This is a genomic window from Pseudolysinimonas kribbensis (assembly GCF_030161895.1).
Lineage (GTDB): Bacteria > Actinomycetota > Actinomycetes > Actinomycetales > Microbacteriaceae > Pseudolysinimonas > Pseudolysinimonas kribbensis.
The window spans coordinates 54,744-73,925 of sequence record NZ_BSVB01000001.1 but is presented as its reverse complement, the minus strand read 5'-3'; the positions used below and the strand labels follow the sequence as shown (position 1 = coordinate 73,925).

Annotated in this window: 16 protein-coding genes, 2 tRNA genes and 6 pseudogenes; 4 read left to right on the top strand and 20 right to left on the bottom strand. The window is 72.2% G+C overall.

Going from position 1 to position 19,182, the window contains the following annotated elements; translation table 11 throughout:
• Window positions 1-21: 21 nt before the first annotated feature.
• The 8 genes and pseudogenes from QQK35_RS00400 to QQK35_RS00365 all read right to left on the bottom strand — a co-directional run bounded on the left by QQK35_RS00400 (window position 22) and on the right by QQK35_RS00365 (window position 5,640).
• Complete coding sequence (locus QQK35_RS00400; protein ID WP_284251975.1) at window positions 22-267, bottom strand: twin-arginine translocase TatA/TatE family subunit; 246 nt, start codon at window positions 265-267, stop codon at window positions 22-24.
• An 84-nt stretch (window positions 268-351) separates the two neighbouring features.
• Window positions 352-597 carry a WCX domain-containing protein gene (locus QQK35_RS20750; protein WP_488803437.1) on the bottom strand — a complete coding sequence of 82 codons (246 nt, stop codon included), beginning with the start codon at window positions 595-597 and terminating at the stop codon, window positions 352-354.
• A gap of 404 nt (window positions 598-1,001) precedes the next feature.
• Window positions 1,002-1,268: pseudogene (locus tag QQK35_RS00390) on the bottom strand (helix-turn-helix transcriptional regulator); the annotation flags it as partial.
• 64 nt (window positions 1,269-1,332) lie between these two features.
• A complete protein-coding gene (locus QQK35_RS00385; RefSeq protein WP_284251971.1) occupies window positions 1,333-2,343 on the bottom strand; it encodes a helix-turn-helix transcriptional regulator in 1,011 nt (336 codons plus the stop codon).
• A gap of 32 nt (window positions 2,344-2,375) precedes the next feature.
• A complete protein-coding gene (locus QQK35_RS00380; protein WP_284251969.1) occupies window positions 2,376-2,834 on the bottom strand; it encodes a PPC domain-containing DNA-binding protein in 459 nt (152 codons plus the stop codon).
• Between the two features lie 121 nt (window positions 2,835-2,955).
• On the bottom strand, window positions 2,956-3,960 hold the full coding sequence (locus QQK35_RS00375; RefSeq protein ID WP_284251967.1) for an FKBP-type peptidyl-prolyl cis-trans isomerase: 1,005 nt from the start codon (window positions 3,958-3,960) through the stop codon (window positions 2,956-2,958).
• A 69-nt stretch (window positions 3,961-4,029) separates the two neighbouring features.
• Window positions 4,030-5,015 (bottom strand): annotated as a pseudogene (locus QQK35_RS00370) (tRNA (adenine-N1)-methyltransferase).
• Window positions 5,012-5,640: pseudogene (locus tag QQK35_RS00365) on the bottom strand (HAD family hydrolase). The pseudogenes QQK35_RS00370 and QQK35_RS00365 overlap by 4 nt, the downstream one beginning before the upstream one ends.
• 95 nt (window positions 5,641-5,735) lie before the next feature.
• Here QQK35_RS00365 and QQK35_RS00360 point away from each other — a divergent pair.
• A complete protein-coding gene (locus QQK35_RS00360) occupies window positions 5,736-6,599 on the top strand; it encodes a proteasome assembly chaperone family protein (RefSeq protein ID WP_284251965.1) in 864 nt (287 codons plus the stop codon).
• A gap of 54 nt (window positions 6,600-6,653) precedes the next feature.
• On the opposite strand, the gene QQK35_RS00355 is transcribed toward QQK35_RS00360, so the two are convergent.
• The 3 genes and pseudogenes from QQK35_RS00355 to QQK35_RS00345 all read right to left on the bottom strand — a co-directional run.
• Entirely contained in the window at window positions 6,654-6,830 is a 177-nt protein-coding gene (locus QQK35_RS00355; RefSeq protein WP_284251963.1) for a hypothetical protein, read from the bottom strand.
• A gap of 328 nt (window positions 6,831-7,158) precedes the next feature.
• Window positions 7,159-7,995 (bottom strand): undecaprenyl-diphosphate phosphatase, encoded by an 837-nt coding sequence (locus QQK35_RS00350; protein ID WP_284251962.1) that lies wholly within the window; start codon window positions 7,993-7,995, stop codon window positions 7,159-7,161.
• A gap of 48 nt (window positions 7,996-8,043) precedes the next feature.
• Window positions 8,044-9,327, bottom strand: a pseudogene (locus tag QQK35_RS00345) (M20/M25/M40 family metallo-hydrolase); the annotation flags it as partial.
• Window positions 9,328-9,412: 85 nt separating this feature from the next.
• Here QQK35_RS00345 and QQK35_RS00340 point away from each other — a divergent pair.
• A tRNA-Leu gene (locus QQK35_RS00340) sits at window positions 9,413-9,498 on the top strand.
• Window positions 9,499-9,577: 79 nt separating this feature from the next.
• On the opposite strand, the gene QQK35_RS00335 is transcribed toward QQK35_RS00340, so the two are convergent.
• The 6 genes and pseudogenes from QQK35_RS00335 to QQK35_RS00310 form a co-directional block, all read right to left on the bottom strand.
• Window positions 9,578-10,498 carry a cyclase family protein gene (locus tag QQK35_RS00335; protein ID WP_284251959.1) on the bottom strand — a complete coding sequence of 307 codons (921 nt, stop codon included), beginning with the start codon at window positions 10,496-10,498 and terminating at the stop codon, window positions 9,578-9,580.
• A 55-nt stretch (window positions 10,499-10,553) separates the two neighbouring features.
• Window positions 10,554-11,609: an NAD(P)H-dependent flavin oxidoreductase gene (locus QQK35_RS00330; RefSeq protein ID WP_284251957.1), complete on the bottom strand. Its 1,056-nt coding sequence runs from the start codon at window positions 11,607-11,609 to the stop codon at window positions 10,554-10,556.
• A 57-nt stretch (window positions 11,610-11,666) separates the two neighbouring features.
• A complete protein-coding gene (locus tag QQK35_RS00325) occupies window positions 11,667-11,915 on the bottom strand; it encodes a hypothetical protein (RefSeq protein WP_284251950.1) in 249 nt (82 codons plus the stop codon).
• The gene (locus tag QQK35_RS00320) at window positions 11,905-12,555 is read right to left on the bottom strand and encodes an LLM class flavin-dependent oxidoreductase (RefSeq protein ID WP_284251948.1); all 651 of its coding nucleotides are present in this window, start codon (window positions 12,553-12,555) and stop codon (window positions 11,905-11,907) included. The genes QQK35_RS00325 and QQK35_RS00320 overlap by 11 nt, the downstream gene beginning before the upstream one ends.
• A gap of 329 nt (window positions 12,556-12,884) precedes the next feature.
• A pseudogene (locus tag QQK35_RS00315) lies at window positions 12,885-13,070 on the bottom strand (undecaprenyl-diphosphate phosphatase); the annotation flags it as partial.
• A 48-nt stretch (window positions 13,071-13,118) separates the two neighbouring features.
• Window positions 13,119-14,402 (bottom strand): annotated as a pseudogene (locus QQK35_RS00310) (M20/M25/M40 family metallo-hydrolase); the annotation flags it as partial.
• Between the two features lie 85 nt (window positions 14,403-14,487).
• Here QQK35_RS00310 and QQK35_RS00305 point away from each other — a divergent pair.
• A tRNA-Leu gene (locus QQK35_RS00305) sits at window positions 14,488-14,573 on the top strand.
• A 79-nt stretch (window positions 14,574-14,652) separates the two neighbouring features.
• On the opposite strand, the gene QQK35_RS00300 is transcribed toward QQK35_RS00305, so the two are convergent.
• Genes QQK35_RS00300 through QQK35_RS00290 form a run of 3 tightly spaced genes read right to left on the bottom strand, consistent with a single transcriptional unit; the run spans window position 14,653 to window position 17,629 of the window.
• Entirely contained in the window at window positions 14,653-16,683 is a 2,031-nt protein-coding gene (locus tag QQK35_RS00300) for a nitronate monooxygenase (RefSeq protein WP_284251952.1), read from the bottom strand.
• 57 nt (window positions 16,684-16,740) lie between these two features.
• The gene (locus QQK35_RS00295; protein ID WP_284251950.1) at window positions 16,741-16,989 is read right to left on the bottom strand and encodes a hypothetical protein; all 249 of its coding nucleotides are present in this window, start codon (window positions 16,987-16,989) and stop codon (window positions 16,741-16,743) included.
• On the bottom strand, window positions 16,979-17,629 hold the full coding sequence (locus tag QQK35_RS00290) for an LLM class flavin-dependent oxidoreductase (protein ID WP_284251948.1): 651 nt from the start codon (window positions 17,627-17,629) through the stop codon (window positions 16,979-16,981). The genes QQK35_RS00295 and QQK35_RS00290 overlap by 11 nt, the downstream gene beginning before the upstream one ends.
• A 118-nt stretch (window positions 17,630-17,747) precedes the next feature.
• Between QQK35_RS00290 and QQK35_RS20115 the strand changes: the two genes are divergently transcribed.
• A complete protein-coding gene (locus tag QQK35_RS20115; RefSeq protein ID WP_431311784.1) occupies window positions 17,748-19,124 on the top strand; it encodes a hypothetical protein in 1,377 nt (458 codons plus the stop codon).
• The last annotated feature ends 58 nt before the right edge of the window (window positions 19,125-19,182 follow it).

Genomic DNA, 19,182 nt, shown 5'->3' with positions numbered 1-19,182 from the left:
CGTGCGGACGGCCACGACCGCCTACTTCGCGGAGGTGCCGTCGGCGGGCGTCGTCGCCTCCGACGTGGTGGTGGTGCTGGCCGACGCGTCGTCGGCCTTCGCTTCGGCAGCCTTCTCGTCCTTCGCGTCCTTGACCTCGGTGCGGAAGATCTTGGCCGACTGGCCGAGGCTGCGGGCGAGAGCCGGCAGGCGGGTGGCGCCGAACAAGAGGATGACGACCGCGAGGATGATCCACGGAGCCGGACCCTCGAAGAGACCACGAAGCATGAGCGAGTTCCTGTTCTTCTGCGCTGAAGTGTCAGTGTAAGCCAGGCTACCTGGATTCACCCGACCGAAGACGGCGATACGAAATTATCGCATCTCTTTCCGATAACGGTCGACGCCGGAGCGGGCCCAGTCGGCGACCGCCTCCCGCGCGCTCGGCGGGGCGACCACCGTCATGACGCCGGACATCCGCGTCGCGAGTCGCTTGAGGCCGTGGTAGTGGGACACCCGGAGCGTCGTGCGGATGCGTCCGTCGTGCTCCGTCGACGTCGCGCCGTCGGGGATGAAGTCCGCGATCAGGGGCATCGCGGAGGACGCGATGTCGATCGTCACCTCGAGATCCTGCGGCGACGGCTCGAACAGGCGATCCGGCAGGCGCACCTCGCTCGCGCGGTGCTCGATCGGGAGGTCGGTGATGACCGCGTCGGAGATCCGGTCGAGCCGGAAGGTGCGCACGGCCTCCCGCAGGTGGCACCAGCCGCGCAGATACCAGTCGTCGTCGAAGGACTCGACCCGCAGCGGGTCGACGTGGCGGCGCTCCTTCTCCCCGACGCGTTGAGGTAGACCAGATCGAGCTGCACGCCGCTCGCGACCGCCTGCCGGATGAGCGCCAGGGTGGATGCGATGGCCGGATCGGCCTCCACCCCCACCTGGGCGGGTGCGGCGGAGGCACCCGCGCTGAGCTTGCCCGTCAGACCCGCGAGCGTCGCGCTGCCGGCGTTCTCGGGCAGCGATGCGAGGTACTGCAGACCCGCGATGAGGGCGGCCGCCTCGCGCGCCGAGAACCGCGGTGCATCGTCGATCGCCACGAGGTGGGTGAGTTGGATCTCGTCGTGCTCCTCGAAGGCGTCCCAGTCGATGTCGAACAGATCCTCGTGCTGATAGGCGTCGGTCTCGCCGGGGATGCCGCTCACCGCGATCAGGCGCACCGCCTCCCGGATCTGCTCCGGCTGCATGCCGAAGTGGTCCGCGGTCTCGGCCACCGTGGCGCCGTCGTGGTCCATGAGCCACGGCACGAGCGACAGCAGGAACGCGAGCTTGTCGCGAGCCTGCAGCGGTTGCGCACGCTCAGCCACGCGCCGCCTCCTCCAGACGTTCCACGACCGCCGCGCGCAGGTCGGCGGGCTCGATGACGAGCACCTCCGGCCCGAACCCGGCGAGCTCGTCGGCGAGGATCGCCATGTCGACGTAGTGCACCCGCAGCCGCTCCGTGCCGGCAGCGCCCGGGCCGAGCTGCTCCGTGTCGCGGCGGTTGGTCAGACGGGTCGCCGCGTCGGTGTCGCAGGTGACCTCGACCTCGGCGACGCCGCGATGCCAGACCTCCTCCAGGCCCGCGACCGCCTCGGCGGTGTGGTCGCCGGGTCGCGCGGGGGCGGGCTTGCCGGTCGCGACGGGGCCGACGATCCGGCGCAGCAGGAACATCTTGCGCGCGCCCGCGGTCGAGCCGCCGTCGACGTACTCCTCCGCCGAGAGGTGCCATCGCCCCTGGTACTGCACGAGGGCGAGCGGGATCACCTCGCGCTCCCGCGCGGCCTGATCCCCCGGCTTGAGGTACGGGAAGCGCACCACGAGGTGCTTCTCGAGCGCCGCGTCGAGCGGCTCGAACGCCGCATCGCGCAGCCGCACGCGTGGCGCGTAGCCGATCGTGGGCTCGGCGACGTCGACGCCGAGCGAGCGGAGCTTCAGCAGCGCCCGCCGCGACTCCCCCGACAGCGAGCCCTCGCGCCACACGCGCGCCGCGAGGTCGAGCAGCGTCATCTCCTCCGGCGTGAAGCGGATGTCGCTCGGGAGCTGGTACGCCCCACGCGGGATGCGGTAGCGCAGCGTCTGGTTGTTGCCGGCATCCCCGGGCGAGTCGACGGTCTCGAGCGGCACGCCGAGATCCCGGATGTCATCCTTGTCGCGCTCGAACTGGCGCTCGAGATTGGCGTTGTCGCCCCCGGCGTCGAAGCGCTGGCGGTAACCCTGCACGGTCGACAGGATCTCGTTCTTGGTCAGCCCGTTCTCCGTGGCGAGCAGGGCGAGAACGAGGCTGAAGAGACGCTCCTCCACCGGCACGCGGGCGGTGGCGTTGGACATGCTGATGATCCTACGGACCGCGAGCACCTCCGTTAGGTGCGCGTCGTGCCCGGCGACGCATCCAGCCGGATCAGCGCGAGACCGGATTCGGGATCGACCTTCTTGCGGAGGGGTTCCGGGGTCTGCGTCAGGATGATCTCGCAGGTGGGCCGCACGTGGGCCTCCTGCACGTGACCGCCGAGCACCCGCCCGTCGGCGAGCGCGACGGCGGCGTGCGCGTGCAGCTGCGGCTCGCCGTCCTTCTCGGCGAGGTCGCCGATGAGCGAGACCAGCTCGACCTGCTCGTTCAGATCGACCGACGTGCGGTACTCCTTGGCCTCCCAGTCGAAGTAGGCGAGCCGTACCGACGAGAACGCACCGATCGCGCGGATCGAGGCGCCGAGGATCCGGTGCTCACGGGCGAACCCGGTCAAGGATCCGACGAGCTCCTCGCCCGTGTCCAGCACGATCACCCAGCCCGTGCCCGGAGTGCCCGATCGATCGACGCGCATCCGCCCTCACCGCCGTCACCGTCGCGGCCGCGATCGCGACCCGACTTCAGGCGTACCCGCGGATCCCGGCGGTGCGGCGCTCTCGAAGGATCCGCCCAGCCTCGGTGCCGAGCGGCGGGGTCTAGGAGCGGACGCCGAGGATGTCGATGACGAAGATGACGGTGTCCTTCGCCGAGGCGCCCTGCGGCGGGTTGGCGCCGTAGCCGTCCTTCGGCGGCAGCACGACGAGCAGCTGCGAACCCGCCTTCTGACCGACGATCGCGTCGATCGCCTGGGCGGGCAGGACGCCGTTGCCCTTGCTGAGCACGACGTCCCTCGCGATACCGGCCGACCACGTGTCGAGCGAGTCGATCACGGCCGGCTTGTCGCCGTTGGCGTCCGGCCAGGTCCACGCCGTGTAATGCAGAACGGCCTTCTGGCCCTTCTTCAGCACAGCGCCGCCTCCGGCCTTCACGACCTCGGAGCGTGCGTTCTTGGGCTTGTCGAGCTCCTGCAGCACGATGCCGGGCTGGCCGTCGACCGCCGTGATGACGCTCGGCATGCCGTCCTGCGGCAGCTGGTTCGCGCCGTCGGCCTTACCCGGGTAGACGTGCACGACATCGATCACCGCGACGATCGGCTCGGAGGCGGGGAGACCGGAGACCGCGTTCAGGCGCTTGCCGTTCGAGGTCAGCGCGATCCGGGATCCGGCCTGCGCGCACACGAGGGCCGTGGCGAGTGAGGACCTGCCGAGCCCGGCCTGACCGGGCAGCCCCTTGCCGGCCACGGCGCGCAGCGACCCGTCGTACGCGGTCGCGGCGATGGGCCGGCCGGTGGTGCCGTCGTAGATCGTCGCGTCGAGATCGATCTGCGCGCCCTTGGCCGCGACCAGGCCGTGACCGGCCTTCAGCACCGTCACCTGGTCGCTCTTCTTCACCACGATCGGCGTGGGGAATGTCGCCTTCGGGCTCTTGCCGACGACTCCCGTGGCCTTCACGATGCTCGAGGCGTCGCCGCTCGGCAGCTCGGGAACGCAGCCGCCGGGCTGATTGCCGGGCCCACGGCCGGCCGGAGCGCATCCCGCCAGGACGCCCGCGAGGAGGGCGGCGGCGGCCACGGCGGTGATGATCGCGGTCGTACGGCGCACGGGTCCTTCTTCCAAGCGTCGGGAGGGATGCCCGCCGATCCGCGCGAACGCAGACGGGCCCGAAACACTCTACCGGCCGTCGCCGGTCGCTCCGTGCGAACGCGCCTGCCCGGCGAGGCGCTGCGCCTCGCGAGCGACCTTGCGCAGGCGCTTGTCGCTCTTGACGTGCTCGCCGAGCGCCCCGGGCGTCCAGGCCTCGACGTCCTCGTCGCCGTACTCGGTCTTCGACGCCCGACGCGCCGGCGGGGTCAGCACGGCGCCCGGCGCGAGCCGGCGCGCGGTCAGCAGGAACCCGGTGTGACCGACCATGCGGTGATCGGGGCGCACCGCGAGGCCCTCGACGTGCCAGCCGCGCACGAGCGTCTCGGTCGGGTCGGGTTCCGTGTAGGACCCGGTGGCCCGGATCGCCTCCGCGACCCGCGAGAGCTGCGTCACGGTCGCGACGTAGCAGAGCAGCACTCCCCGGGTGCGAGCGCTTCGGTGACCACGTCCAGGCATTCCCACGGCGCGAGCATGTCGAGCACGACGCGGTCGACCGATGCCGGCGTCGCGACGTCGGGCAGCCGCTCGGCGAGATCGCCCAGTTCCACGCTCCAGTTCGGCGGCACGCTCCCGGTGAAGGCCGCGACGTTCCCGCGCGCGACGTCGGCGAACTCCTCGCGACGCTCGAACGAGACGAGCCGCCCCTCGGGGCCGATCGCACGCAGCAGCCAGAGCGAGAGCGCGCCGGAGCCGACCCCGGCCTCCACGACCACCGCACCGGGGAACACGTCGGCCTGCGCGAGGATCTGCGCCGCGTCCTTCGGGTAGACGATCGCGGCGCCGCGCGGCATCGACATGACGAAGTCGGCGAGCAGCGGGCGCAGCGCGAGGTACCTGTCGCCGTTGCTCGCGGTGACGACGCTGCCCTCGGGTTCACCGATGATCGCGTCGTGGTCGAGAGCGCCGCGGTGGGTGTGGAACTGCTTGCCGGCCTCGAGCGTGATCGTATGCAGCCGGGCTCGCGGGCCGGTGAGCTGCACGCGGTCGCCGGCGGCGAACGGTCCCCGGCTCATGCGGCCCTCCGACGGGCGTGCAGGGCGGCGAGGTCGGCCACGCCGCGCCCCTCGAGAGTCGGCCAGAGGGTGTACGCCGCCGACGCGGGCAGCTCGAGGTGCGAGGGCACGGCGATCGTGCTCGCTCCCGAGGCGACGGCGGCGGCGACGCCGACCTCGGAGTCCTCGATCGCGACGCAATCCCCCGCCTCGACGCCCAGACGCGACGCGGCCGTGAGGTAGGCCTCCGGATCGGGCTTGCCGTGCTCGACCTGGTCGCCCGCGACGACCACATCGAATGCGGCTCCGGCGACCTCCGAGATCGCGTCCGCCATCCTCCGCAGCGACATCGTGACGAGCGCGGTCGGGATGCCGGCATCCCGCACGTCGCGCAGGAGCGCCTGGGCGCCCGGCCGCCACGGCACGGTGTCGCGCAGCTGCTCGAGCACCCGGTCGGTGAGCAGGTCGACGATCTCACGGGCCTCGAGGTCGACGCCGCGCGACTTCAGCACGAGCGCGGACACCTCGAGCGCGTTCCCGACCAGGGTCAGCGCGTCGTCGTGGGTCCAGGTGCCCCCCACGCCTCCACCAGCTCCGTCTCGGCCCGCATCCAGTAGGGCTCGGTGTCGACGAGCGTGCCGTCCATGTCGAACAGGACGGCCGCCGGGAGCGCGGGCTGCGAGGTCACCCGGAGAGTCTAGGGAGCGGGCGGCCTCCGTTCCCGGCGCCTACAGTGGACTGATGGCCGAGGCAGCGGGATTCGGGACCGGCTCGACCCTCGTCGTCGCCTTCGAGGGGTGGAACGACGCGGGCGACGCGGCGTCCAACGCCGCCCGCATGGTGCGCGATCAGCTGGAGCTGGTGGCGATCAGCGACCTCGAGCCCGAGGACTACTTCGACTACCAGTTCAACCGCCCGACGAGCGTGCTCGACGAGGACGGCAACCGCACGCTCGAATGGCCGGGCGTCACCCTGTACGGGCCGGTGGACGGCGGGACCGGCATCCACGTGCTGCTCGGCACCGAGCCCTCGCGGGGCTGGCGGACCTTCGCCGGCGAGCTCGTCGACGCGTTCCTGGCCGCCGACATCACGGGGATCGTGTTCCTGGGCGCCATGCTCGCCGACGTGCCGCACACGCGGCCCATCTCGGTCTTCGCCTCCAGCGAGAGCGGCGAGCTGCGCGACCGGTTCGAGCTCGAGAAGTCCACGTACGAGGGACCGGTCGGCATCCTCTCCGTGCTGGGCGATGCGGCCCAGAAGGCGGGCATCCCGTCGCTGTCGATCTGGGCGTCGGTGCCGCACTACGTGCACAACGCCCCGTCGCCCAAGGCGACCCTGGCGCTCATCGAGCGGCTCGAGGAGTTCGTCGAGCTCGAGGTGGATCGCGGCACGCTCATCGAGGAGTCGACGGCCTGGGAGGACGGCATCAACGCCCTCGCGAGCGACGACGACGACATGGCGGCCTACATCACCCAGCTCGAGCAGGCCCGCGACACCGTCGACGCCCCGGAGGCGAGCGGCGACGCGATCGCCGAGGAGTTCGAGCGCTACCTGCGCCGCCGCGACGGTCGCGCGGGCGACGGGAACACGGGCCCTCGTCGCTGACGCATCAGTGCATCGCGATGTCGAGCAGGATGATCGCGAGCCCCAGCAATGCCGTCACGACTCCCCGAGGATGCGCAGCGGCACGGGTCGGCGGCGTTCCGACAGCGACTGGTAGCCGAGCACGCCGAGCACGAGCACGTTGACCACGAGCGCCCAGTCGGCGGCGTCGGGCAGCACGCCGGCCGCGCCGAGCAGCACGACGACCGTCGCCGGGATGGCGCTCCACAGCATCCCGTTGGAGTGGGCGAGGGCGTGGCGGAAGGAGACGCCCAGACGCCGATCCTCCCCGACCGCATCCCGTGCCCGGCGATCGTGCGCGCGTAGACGTGGGCGATCCAGAACACGATGAGCGTCGTGACCGACCACTCCAGCACCTGCAGGAAGTCGACCGAGGCCGGGGTCAGAAGGGCGAGGTCTCCCTGCACGTTCGGCTGATCGCCCGGAACACCGTCGCCGGCGTGTTCGTATGCCGCACTCACGGCGATCAGGGCGGCGTACAGGATCGTGCCGTAGACCGCGTCGGCGGTGACGACGCGGTCGCGGAGACGCGAGAGCCTGCTCATTGCGCCGGCAGGATCCCCAGGGCGAGCACCACGAACAGGGCGATGCCCAGCAGCACCCGGTAGATCACGAACGGCAGGAACGAGCCCTTCGAGATGTAGCGCATGAAGAGCGCGATGACCGCGAAGCCGACGACGCCCGCGACGACGGTCGCGACCCCGGTCTGCGGCCAGCTGAACACCTCGTGCCCGTGGCCCTTCAGGCTCTTGAACAGCTCGTAGAAGCCGCTGCCGAACACGGCGGGCAGGGCGAGCAGGAACGAGTAGCGCGCGGCCGCGGGGCGCTCGAAACCGAGCGCGCGGCCCGCCGCGATGGTGGCCCCGGAGCGGGAGACGCCGGGCACGAGGGCGAGCGCCTGCGCCGTTCCGAAGACCAGAGCCTGCCCCCAGCGCATGTCACGCAGCCGGTAGATCCGCTTGCCCAGCAGGTCGAGGACGCCGAGCAGGATGCCGAACACGATGAGCGTGGTCGCGACGATCCACAGGGACCGGAACACGGTCTCGATCTGGTCCTGGAACAGCAGACCGAGCACCACGATCGGGATCGAGCCCACGATGATGAACCAGCCGAGCATCGCGTTCGGGTCGCGCCGCGGGATCCGGCCGAACAGCGCCTTGACCCACGACCCGATGATGTGCGCGATGTCGGGCAGGAAGTAGATGAGCACGGCCGTCTCGGTGCCGAGCTGCAGGATCGCGGTGAACGCGGCCCCCGGGTCCTTGCCGGTGCCCATGAGGGTCGACGCGATCCGCAGGTGGGCGCTGGAGGAGATCGGCAGGAATTCGGTCAGACCCTGCACGATGCCGAGGATGATCGCTTCGAGCCAGGTGTCCACGAGCGACGATTCTGGCAGACCGGCGCTCGGCGATCGCGCCCCGGGCTCTCAGCAGTCCCTGAGGAAGTCCGCAAGGACCGCGCGGCCGAACTCGAGCGCAGCGAGCGGCACGCGCTCGTCGACGCCGTGGAACATCGCCGGGAAGTCGAGTCCGGCATCCAGCCGCAGCGGGGCGAAACCGTAGCCGGTGATGCCGAGTTCGGCCAGCGCCTTGTTGTCGGTGCCGCCGCTCATGAGGTACGGCAGCACGGGCGCACCGGGATCGTGCCGCTGCAGCGTGGCCGTCATCTTCTCCACGAGCGCCCCCTCGAACGGGAACTCGAGCCCGATGTCGTGGTGCAGCACCTCGAGCTCGATGTCGGGGCCGATGAGCTCGCGCACCCGGTCGAGCACCTCGTCCTCCTGGCCGGCGAAGGGGCGCAGGTCGACGAGGGCGCTCGCCGTGTCGGGGATCACGTTGTGCTTGTAGCCGGCCTCGAGCACGGTCGGGTTGCCGGTCACCCGCAGGGTCGCCTGCAGGAACCCGGCCGCGGTGCCGGTCGCGAGCACGACCTCGTCGGGCTCCGCGTCGTCGGGGAGCCCGAGGATGCCGCGCAGCTCCCCCACCAGCTGCGTCGTCGTGGAGGTCATGTGCAGCGGCCACTCCTCGGCACCGAGGGTGGCGACAGCGCGCGCGAGCTTCGTGACGGCGTTGTCGCGGATGACCCGCGACCCGTGCGCCGCCGTCCCGCGCGCGGTCAGCTTGATCCAGGAGAGCGCCTTCTCCCCCGTCTGCAGCAAATAGGCGCGGGTGCCGCCGATGTCGACCGAGTAGCCGCCGACCTCGCTGATCGCCTCCGTCGCGCCCGCGAACCACTCCGGATGCTGCACGACGGCCGGATGCGAGCCGAACACCCCGCCGTTCTCCTCGTCGGCGAAGAACGCCACCACGAGGTCGCGCGCCGGCTGCTCCCCCGCGGCGTGCAGGTCGCCGAGCGCGGTGAGGATCATCGCGTCCATGTTCTTCATGTCGACGGCCCCGCGGCCCCACAGCATCCCGTCGCGGATCTCGCCGCCGAACGGGTCGACGCTCCAGTTCGCGGGGTCGGCCGGCACGACGTCGAGGTGCCCGTGCACGACGAGGGCGGCGCGCTCCGGATCGCGACCCGGCACCCGCGCGACGACGCTCGTGCGGCGCTCGGCGGCGTCCCAGAGCGTGGGCTGAAGGCCGAGCCGGCGCAGCTCGGCGGCCACGTACTCGGCGGCCTCGGTCTCGCCCTTCGACCGGCCCGCACCCCAGTTCGTGGTGTCGATCCGGATGAGGTCGCGCGCGATGCGCGCGGTGTCCTCGAGGGGGCGTCGGGGTGGGCGGCCATGTCCTCACGCTAACCGGCGAGGTGCTAATCTCGACACTCGGTCGTCCACAAGGCGACCACCTCGCGCGGGTGGCGGAAATGGCAGACGCGCTAGCTTGAGGTGCTAGTGCCCGTATAGGGCGTGGGGGTTCAAGTCCCCCTCGCGCACGAGGGCTCTGTTCGCAGAGACCGAAGGCCCCGGAGTCCGCTCCGGGGCCTTCTTCGTTCTCTCGGCCGGCGGCGCGCGGCTACGCGGGCATGGGCACGCGGGCGAATGCGCGCACGGGCGACGTGCCGAGACCGCGGATGTTCAGCGGCGCCGCGGTGAACCGCGATCCGCTCGGCGGCAGCTGCGCGAGGCCGGTGAGGTGCTCGACGACGTGGATGCCGTCGCCCAGCAGACGGGTGTGGGCCGGCCGCTCGCCCCCGGCATCCGGGGACATGTCGTCGATGTTGACCGAGTCGATGCCCACGAGCGTCGCGCCCTGCTCGGCGAGGTGGTCCGCGGCCTCCGCGCCCAGGTACGGCGCGCCGTTCGCGTACGCGGGCGTGCCGAAGTGCCGCGACCATCCGGTGTGCAGCAGCACCGCCCTGCCCCGCACGTCGCGGTCGAGGAACAGGCTGGCCGGGATCTCGCGCCCCGTCACGTCGTCGAGGTGGAACACCTCGGCCGGGAGGTCGACCAGGGTCGCCAGATCGAGGCCGGACAGATCGGGTCCGTGCGGATAGCGGTGGTACGGGCTGTCGAGGTAGGTCCCCGTGTTCCCGGCGATCGTGATGACATCCATCGCGAACACCGTGCCGGGCGCGTACCGCGCGACCGAGTCGGCATGCGTGAGAAGCGGCGTGATGACCGGAGCCGGGATGCCGGGCAGGGTGACCAGGCCCTCGGAGATCGGGTGGCTGAGGTCGACGACGTGCCACGCGTCGGTCTCCGCCGGCGCCTCGATCACCCCGCGCGATCCCTTGTGCGCCTCCTCGACGATCTCCAGGCCCGTGAGGACGACCGAGCCGACCATCGCGAGACCGAGGTGCTGCACCAGCAGCCGCCCGATCTCCGATTCGGCGACGTCCCGGGACGGCAGGTCGAGCCGGAAGCCCTCGGCGGTGAGGCCGCCGCCGTTCAGGAAATCGATCCGGGCGTCGAAGCGGGCGCGGTACTCGGGCATGCGGCCAGTCTCGCAGCGGCATCCGACCCCGGCTGGGGCCGCTCTCGCCGGTCGGCTACCGGATGCCGGGCACGCCGCCCAGGAGCTCCCGGAACACCTCCGCGGCCTCGGTCGCGGTCGCGAGGGTGCCGATTGCCCGAGCCACAGCGACTGGAGGTCCCCCGTTCGCGGCGGCCGGCCTCCGCACGGAAGCGGCCGGTGAGCCAGTTCTGCGCCGGGAACGCGGCGATCGCGGCGCCCGCCTCGATCGTGCGGACCGCGCGGTTGGGAGCCCCCGGGCGAGCCGCCCGCTCATCGCCCGGGTCAGCACCGTGCCGTGCGCCGGTGTCCGGGCGATCGCGTCCCGGTGGGCCGCATTCGCGGCGGACTGGCGCGTGTGAAGGAACGCCGTACCGACCTGCACGCCCTCGGCGTCCAGAGCGAACGCGGCCGCGACGCCGCGCCGGTCGGCGATGCCGCCGGCCGCGATCACGGGAACGCTCACCGCATCCGCGACCTGCGGGATCAGCGCGAGACCCCCGACGAGCGAGTCCTCCGCGCGGTGCAGGAAGGAGACCCGGTGACCGGCCGCCTCGGCTCCGGTCGCGACCACGGCATCCACCCCGCCTGCTTCGAGCGCGACCGCCTCGTCGACCGTCGTCGCCGTGCCGACCACGCGGATGCCCGCGGCGTGCACCCGCTCGACCAGCTCCGGCGAGGGGACGCCGAAGACGACGCTGAGCGCGGCCGGGCGCGCGGCGATGACGGCATCCACCTGTTCGGCGATGTCCGGCAGGAACCGGGCCGGCAGGGGCGGCACATCGACGCCGAGCTCGTGGAAGAACGGCGCGACGACGGCCATCGCGGCGTCCCATTCGGCATGCTGCGGGTCGATCTCGTCGCCCATCGGCAGCCACAGGTTCAGTGCGAAGGGTCGCGGGGTCGCGGCGCGGATCGCTCGGACGGTCTCGGCGATCCGCTCCGGCTCGTACCCGTAGAGACCGTAGGAGCCGAGGCCGCCGAGCTCACTGACCGCGGCCGTGAGCTCCACCGCGGACAGGCCGCCGAAGGGGGCGAGCACGATCGGGGCATCGATGCCGAACAGCTCGCGGACCCGGTCACCGTCGCGCATGACTCAGGACGATACCCCGCTCGATCGGCGCCCCGCGCGGGTCCGAACCTGCCCCGCCTACCCTGCAGCGGGCCGGATCGCGGCGAGCCGCTCGGCGATGGTGTCGCCGACGCGCCCCACGAAGCCGGCCATGTCGGGACCGGCCGCGCGGAGGTGAACGTGCTCGACCCCCAGGGCGGCCAGCTGCTCCGCGGAGCGCAGGAAGGCATTCGGATCGGTCAGCGGGTCGGCCACGATCGGTCCCTGCACGGTCTTCTCGATGGCGGCGTAGTCGGTGCCGAGCCGATCGCAGTGCTCACGGAGCACCTGGAGCTTGTGCGCGACCGCCTCGACGTCGGAGGCGATGAGGTTGCAGCCCTGCGCGTACTGCGCGACCAGGCGCAGCGTCTTGCGCTCCCCGACCCGCCGATGACGATCGGGGGTGGGGCGCCTGGATCGGCGCCGGGCGGTTGATCGTCTCCGCCAGCCGGTAGTGCGTGCCCTCGTACGGGCCGTCGTCGTCGCTCCACATCTGCAGCGCGATCTGCACCGCCTCCTCGAGCCGCTCGAACCGCTCCGCCAGCGGCGGGAACGGCACGCCGAGCGCGAGGTGCTCGCGCTCGTACCAGGCGGCGCCGATGCCGAGGAAGGCGCGGCCGCCGCTCAGCACGTCGAGCGTCGTCGCGATCTTCGCCAGGAGCGCCGGATGCCGATATGTGACGCCCGTCACGATCGTGCCGAGCTTCATCCGGCTCGTCACGCCGGCGACGAAACCGAGGGCGGTGTAGCCCTCGAGCATCGGATCGTGGGCCGTGCGGAACTGCTCCATCTGGAAGTAGTGGTCCATGACGCTGAACCACGAGGCCCCGATCTGCTCGGCCGCGATCGCGGTGTCGCGCATCATCGGGGCGATCGTCGCCGGCTCGCCGGGAATGGTGAAGTCCATGAAGTGGAATCCGAAACGCATGACTCAACGCTACGCCCAGCCGGAGGGTGCCTCCGCACAGGGGGCGTCGCGGGCGGGGCCAATCCACAGGCCGGGCAGTCCGGACGGTTCCGAGCCGGCCTCACCCTAGACTCCGGGGATGCTGGAGGGATGGAGCCGCCAGGCGGCCGACTACGTCGACAGCACCGCCGTCTGCCCGCGATGCGGTGCCCGCATCGAGCCCACGCTCGTGTGCGGCACCTGCCGCGCGATCCTGAGCGGTGAGGAGGCCGTGCGGGTCCGCGCCGCGTCGCAACGGGCCGCCGAGGCCCTGCGGGAGCGGCAGCGACTCATCGATCACGCAGCCGGTAGATCCGCTTGCCCAGCAGGTCGAGGACGCCGAGCAGGATGCCGAACACGATGAACGCGGCCCCCGGGTCCTTGCCGGTGCCCATGAGGGTCGACGCGATCCGCAGGTGGGCGCTGGAGGAGATCGGCAGGAATTCGGTCAGACCCTGCACGATGCCGAGGATGATCGCTTCGAGCCAGGTGTCCACGAGCGACGATTCTGGCAGACCGGCGCTCGGCGATCGCGCCCCGGGCTCTCAGCAGTCCCTGAGGAAGTCCGCAAGGACCGCGCGGCCGAACTCGAGCGCAGCGAGCGGCACGCGCTCGTCGACGCCGTGGAACATCGCCGGGAAGTCGAGTCCGGCATCCAGCCGCAGCGGGGCGAAACCGTAGCCGGTGATGCCGAGTTCGGCCAGCGCCTTGTTGTCGGTGCCGCCGCTCATGAGGTACGGCAGCACGGGCGCACCGGGATCGTGCCGCTGCAGCGTGGCCGTCATCTTCTCCACGAGCGCCCCCTCGAACGGGAACTCGAGCCCGATGTCGTGGTGCAGCACCTCGAGCTCGATGTCGGGGCCGATGAGCTCGCGCACCCGGTCGAGCACCTCGTCCTCCTGGCCGGCGAAGGGGCGCAGGTCGACGAGGGCGCTCGCCGTGTCGGGGATCACGTTGTGCTTGTAGCCGGCCTCGAGCACGGTCGGGTTGCCGGTCACCCGCAGGGTCGCCTGCAGGAACCCGGCCGCGGTGCCGGTCGCGAGCACGACCTCGTCGGGCTCCGCGTCGTCGGGGAGCCCGAGGATGCCGCGCAGCTCCCCCACCAGCTGCGTCGTCGTGGAGGTCATGTGCAGCGGCCACTCCTCGGCACCGAGGGTGGCGACAGCGCGCGCGAGCTTCGTGACGGCGTTGTCGCGGATGACCCGCGACCCGTGCGCCGCCGTCCCGCGCGCGGTCAGCTTGATCCAGGAGAGCGCCTTCTCCCCCGTCTGCAGCAAATAGGCGCGGGTGCCGCCGATGTCGACCGAGTAGCCGCCGACCTCGCTGATCGCCTCCGTCGCGCCCGCGAACCACTCCGGATGCTGCACGACGGCCGGATGCGAGCCGAACACCCCGCCGTTCTCCTCGTCGGCGAAGAACGCCACCACGAGGTCGCGCGCCGGCTGCTCCCCCGCGGCGTGCAGGTCGCCGAGCGCGGTGAGGATCATCGCGTCCATGTTCTTCATGTCGACGGCCCCGCGGCCCCACAGCATCCCGTCGCGGATCTCGCCGCCGAACGGGTCGACGCTCCAGTTCGCGGGGTCGGCCGGCACGACGTCGAGGTGCCCGTGCACGACGAGGGCGGCGCGCTCCGGATCGCGACCCGGCACCCGCGCGACGACGCTCGTGCGGCGCTCGGCGGCGTCCCAGAGCGTGGGCTGAAGGCCGAGCCGGCGCAGCTCGGCGGCCACGTACTCGGCGGCCTCGGTCTCGCCCTTCGACCGGCCCGCACCCCAGTTCGTGGTGTCGATCCGGATGAGGTCGCGCGCGATGCGCGCGGTGTCCTCGAGGGGGCGTCGGGGTGGGCGGCCATGTCCTCACGCTAACCGGCGAGGTGCTAATCTCGACACTCGGTCGTCCACAAGGCGACCACCTCGCGCGGGTGGCGGAAATGGCAGACGCGCTAGCTTGAGGTGCTAGTGCCCGTATAGGGCGTGGGGGTTCAAGTCCCCCTCGCGCACGAGGGCTCTGTTCGCAGAGACCGAAGGCCCCGGAGTCCGCTCCGGGGCCTTCTTCGTTCTCTCGGCCGGCGGCGCGCGGCTACGCGGGCATGGGCACGCGGGCGAATGCGCGCACGGGCGACGTGCCGAGACCGCGGATGTTCAGCGGCGCCGCGGTGAACCGCGATCCGCTCGGCGGCAGCTGCGCGAGGCCGGTGAGGTGCTCGACGACGTGGATGCCGTCGCCCAGCAGACGGGTGTGGGCCGGCCGCTCGCCCCCGGCATCCGGGGACATGTCGTCGATGTTGACCGAGTCGATGCCCACGAGCGTCGCGCCCTGCTCGGCGAGGTGGTCCGCGGCCTCCGCGCCCAGGTACGGCGCGCCGTTCGCGTACGCGGGCGTGCCGAAGTGCCGCGACCATCCGGTGTGCAGCAGCACCGCCCTGCCCCGCACGTCGCGGTCGAGGAACAGGCTGGCCGGGATCTCGCGCCCCGTCACGTCGTCGAGGTGGAACACCTCGGCCGGGAGGTCGACCAGGGTCGCCAGATCGAGGCCGGACAGATCGGGTCCGTGCGGATAGCGGTGGTACGGGCTGTCGAGGTAGGTCCCCGTGTTCCCGGCGATCGTGATGACATCCATCGCGAACACCGTGCCGGGCGCGTACCGCGCGACCGAGTCGGCATGCGTGAGAAGCGGCGTGATGACCGGAGCCGGGATGCCGGGCAGGGTGACCAGGCCCTCGGAGATCGGGTGGCTGAGGTCGACGACGTGCCACGCGTCGGTCTCCGCCGGCGCCTCGATCACCCCGCGCGATCCCTTGTGCGCCTCCTCGACGATCTCCAGGCCCGTGAGGACGACCGAGCCGACCATCGCGAGACCGAGGTGCTGCACCAGCAGCCGCCCGATCTCCGATTCGGCGACGTCCCGGGACGGCAGGTCGAGCCGGAAGCCCTCGGCGGTGAGGCCGCCGCCGTTCAGGAAATCGATCCGGGCGTCGAAGCGGGCGCGGTACTCGGGCATGCGGCCAGTCTCGCAGCGGCATCCGACCCCGGCTGGGGCCGCTCTCGCCGGTCGGCTACCGGATGCCGGGCACGCCGCCCAGGAGCTCCCGGAACACCTCCGCGGCCTCGGTCGCGGTCGCGAGGTGCCGATTGCCCGAGCCACAGCGACTGGAGGTCCCCCGTTCGCGGCGGCCGGCCTCCGCACGGAAGCGGCCGGTGAGCCAGTTCTGCGCCGGGAACGCGGCGATCGCGGCGCCCGCCTCGATCGTGCGGACCGCGCGGTTGGGAGCCCCCGGGCGAGCCGCCCGCTCATCGCCCGGGTCAGCACCGTGCCGTGCGCCGGTGTCCGGGCGATCGCGTCCCGGTGGGCCGCATTCGCGGCGGACTGGCGCGTGTGAAGGAACGCCGTACCGACCTGCACGCCCTCGGCGTCCAGAGCGAACGCGGCCGCGACGCCGCGCCGGTCGGCGATGCCGCCGGCCGCGATCACGGGAACGCTCACCGCATCCGCGACCTGCGGGATCAGCGCGAGACCCCCGACGAGCGAGTCCTCCGCGCGGTGCAGGAAGGAGACCCGGTGACCGGCCGCCTCGGCTCCGGTCGCGACCACGGCATCCACCCCGCCTGCTTCGAGCGCGACCGCCTCGTCGACCGTCGTCGCCGTGCCGACCACGCGGATGCCCGCGGCGTGCACCCGCTCGACCAGCTCCGGCGAGGGGACGCCGAAGACGACGCTGAGCGCGGCCGGGCGCGCGGCGATGACGGCATCCACCTGTTCGGCGATGTCCGGCAGGAACCGGGCCGGCAGGGGCGGCACATCGACGCCGAGCTCGTGGAAGAACGGCGCGACGACGGCCATCGCGGCGTCCCATTCGGCATGCTGCGGGTCGATCTCGTCGCCCATCGGCAGCCACAGGTTCAGTGCGAAGGGTCGCGGGGTCGCGGCGCGGATCGCTCGGACGGTCTCGGCGATCCGCTCCGGCTCGTACCCGTAGAGACCGTAGGAGCCGAGGCCGCCGAGCTCACTGACCGCGGCCGTGAGCTCCACCGCGGACAGGCCGCCGAAGGGGGCGAGCACGATCGGGGCATCGATGCCGAACAGCTCGCGGACCCGGTCACCGTCGCGCATGACTCAGGACGATACCCCGCTCGATCGGCGCCCCGCGCGGGTCCGAACCTGCCCCGCCTACCCTGCAGCGGGCCGGATCGCGGCGAGCCGCTCGGCGATGGTGTCGCCGACGCGCCCCACGAAGCCGGCCATGTCGGGACCGGCCGCGCGGAGGTGAACGTGCTCGACCCCCAGGGCGGCCAGCTGCTCCGCGGAGCGCAGGAAGGCATTCGGATCGGTCAGCGGGTCGGCCACGATCGGTCCCTGCACGGTCTTCTCGATGGCGGCGTAGTCGGTGCCGAGCCGATCGCAGTGCTCACGGAGCACCTGGAGCTTGTGCGCGACCGCCTCGACGTCGGAGGCGATGAGGTTGCAGCCCTGCGCGTACTGCGCGACCAGGCGCAGCGTCTTGCGCTCCCCGACCCGCCGATGACGATCGGGGGTGGGGCGCCTGGATCGGCGCCGGGCGGTTGATCGTCTCCGCCAGCCGGTAGTGCGTGCCCTCGTACGGGCCGTCGTCGTCGCTCCACATCTGCAGCGCGATCTGCACCGCCTCCTCGAGCCGCTCGAACCGCTCCGCCAGCGGCGGGAACGGCACGCCGAGCGCGAGGTGCTCGCGCTCGTACCAGGCGGCGCCGATGCCGAGGAAGGCGCGGCCGCCGCTCAGCACGTCGAGCGTCGTCGCGATCTTCGCCAGGAGCGCCGGATGCCGATATGTGACGCCCGTCACGATCGTGCCGAGCTTCATCCGGCTCGTCACGCCGGCGACGAAACCGAGGGCGGTGTAGCCCTCGAGCATCGGATCGTGGGCCGTGCGGAACTGCTCCATCTGGAAGTAGTGGTCCATGACGCTGAACCACGAGGCCCCGATCTGCTCGGCCGCGATCGCGGTGTCGCGCATCATCGGGGCGATCGTCGCCGGCTCGCCGGGAATGGTGAAGTCCATGAAGTGGAATCCGAAACGCATGACTCAACGCTACGCCCAGCCGGAGGGTGCCTCCGCACAGGGGGCGTCGCGGGCGGGGCCAATCCACAGGCCGGGCAGTCCGGACGGTTCCGAGCCGGCCTCACCCTAGACTCCGGGGATGCTGGAGGGATGGAGCCGCCAGGCGGCCGACTACGTCGACAGCACCGCCGTCTGCCCGCGATGCGGTGCCCGCATCGAGCCCACGCTCGTGTGCGGCACCTGCCGCGCGATCCTGAGCGGTGAGGAGGCCGTGCGGGTCCGCGCCGCGTCGCAACGGGCCGCCGAGGCCCTGCGGGAGCGGCAGCGACTCATCGATCTGCTGCCGGTGGCCCCGCTCGCGAGCGCGGCGGCGGCCGTGCCCGCCACGGCGCCGGTCGGCCCATCGCCGACCTCCGCGGTGCCGCGCGCCCCGGGATCGCAGGGCCAGATCGGCGTGCCATCCGTCCTGGCGGTCGTCGGCGCCGCCCTCGTCGCGGTCGCGGGCATCGTCTTCACCTTCCTCAATCCCGATATCGCCTTCGCCGCCCGCACGGTGATCATCGCCCTGCTCACCGTGCTGTTCCTCGGCGCGTCGTGGCTCATGATGCAACGACGATTGCGGTTGTCGGCCGAGGCCCTCGGGGCTCTCGGCATGGTCTTCGTCGTGCTCGACATCTGGGCCGCGGTGCAGAAGACGCCGCTCGACGTGAGCGGATGGGTGCCGGCCGCCGTCGGCACGCTGCTCGCCTCGCTCGTCATGTTCGGGCTCGCGCTGCTCGTGCGGATGCGGGTGTGGCTCTGGACCTCGATCGTCGGCTTCGTCCTCGTGCCGGCGATGTTCGGGTACGCGCTCACGAACGGCTGGGCGGTGCACGCCGGGCACGTCGCGGCGGGTTTGGTCGCGTGGGGCGCCCACCGCCTCCTGCGGCGCGCGGCCGGGCGCTTCGGATCGGAGCTGCGGGCCGACCACGGCACGGCGACCACGCTGCAGCTGGTGGCATCCGGGGTCGTGGTGCTCACGCTGCCGTTCTTCCCGGCGCCCGATGGATTCCGCGTCGTCGGCTCCGGGGCCGACGACGCGGGAGCCCGCGTGCTCGGTGCGGGCCTCGTCCTGCTGGCGCTGGCCGTGCTCGCGGCGCTCGGCACGCGGGATCGCCTCCCCGGCTGTGGAGCGTGCTGGCCGGCGTGTGGGTCGCCCTCGCCGTCGCCCAGCTCGCCTTCGTGCCGCTGGACGACGCGGCACCGCGCGTCGTGCTCGCGCCGCTCACGACCGCGATCGTGCTCGTGCTGCTGGCGGCGATCCCCTTCCCGGCTCGGTGCGACGGCCTCAGCTGCTCGCGGGTGCCACCGCGGTCGCCGCCCTGGCGGCCGTGCCCGCGGCGGTCGAGGGCCTGCTGGAGCTCGGATCGGCCGGCGTGCTGCTGCCCGCGGACGCGGGCAGGTGGTCGATCCTCGGGCTGGCCGCCGCCGCGGTCGGCGCGGCCGCCACCGGCTTGCTCTCCCGCCGGCGCGGTGAGGGCGGGTTCGCCCGTGCCGGCTGGATCTCCAGTCTCTGGATCGGCGCCGGCACCGTC